Source organism: Serratia sp. 506_PEND (genome assembly GCF_001076875.1).
Classification (GTDB): domain Bacteria; phylum Pseudomonadota; class Gammaproteobacteria; order Enterobacterales; family Enterobacteriaceae; genus Serratia; species Serratia marcescens.
The window spans coordinates 1-276 of sequence record NZ_JVEL01000209.1 but is presented as its reverse complement, the minus strand read 5'-3'; the positions used below and the strand labels follow the sequence as shown (position 1 = coordinate 276).

1 other RNA gene is annotated in these 276 nt (G+C 52.2%); it reads right to left on the bottom strand.

Annotated features, from left to right (window positions below):
• Positions 1-185: 185 nt before the first annotated feature.
• Positions 186-276: non-coding RNA, RtT sRNA (locus ADK28_RS29405), on the bottom strand; the annotation flags it as partial.

The window sequence follows — 276 nt, the reverse complement described above, 5'->3', positions numbered from 1 at the left end:
AGTCAACTGCTCTACCAACTGAGCTAACGACCCACTGATGTGGTTTACTGCTGATGGCGAATAGGTTATTGGAACCGACTCGCGGAAAACAAGGATGGGGATGTTCAGGACAACTCGACGGGTACTCGACTCGGACCTTTACTTTGCCACATCAAACCGATTCTGAAGCTGCCATTCTTAAAGAATGGTGGGTCGTGCAGGATAACTCGGCCTTTGGCCTCGCCCTTGCGGGCCATCACCGTAGTGATGTTGTCTCGCTTCGCGAGACTCGAACCT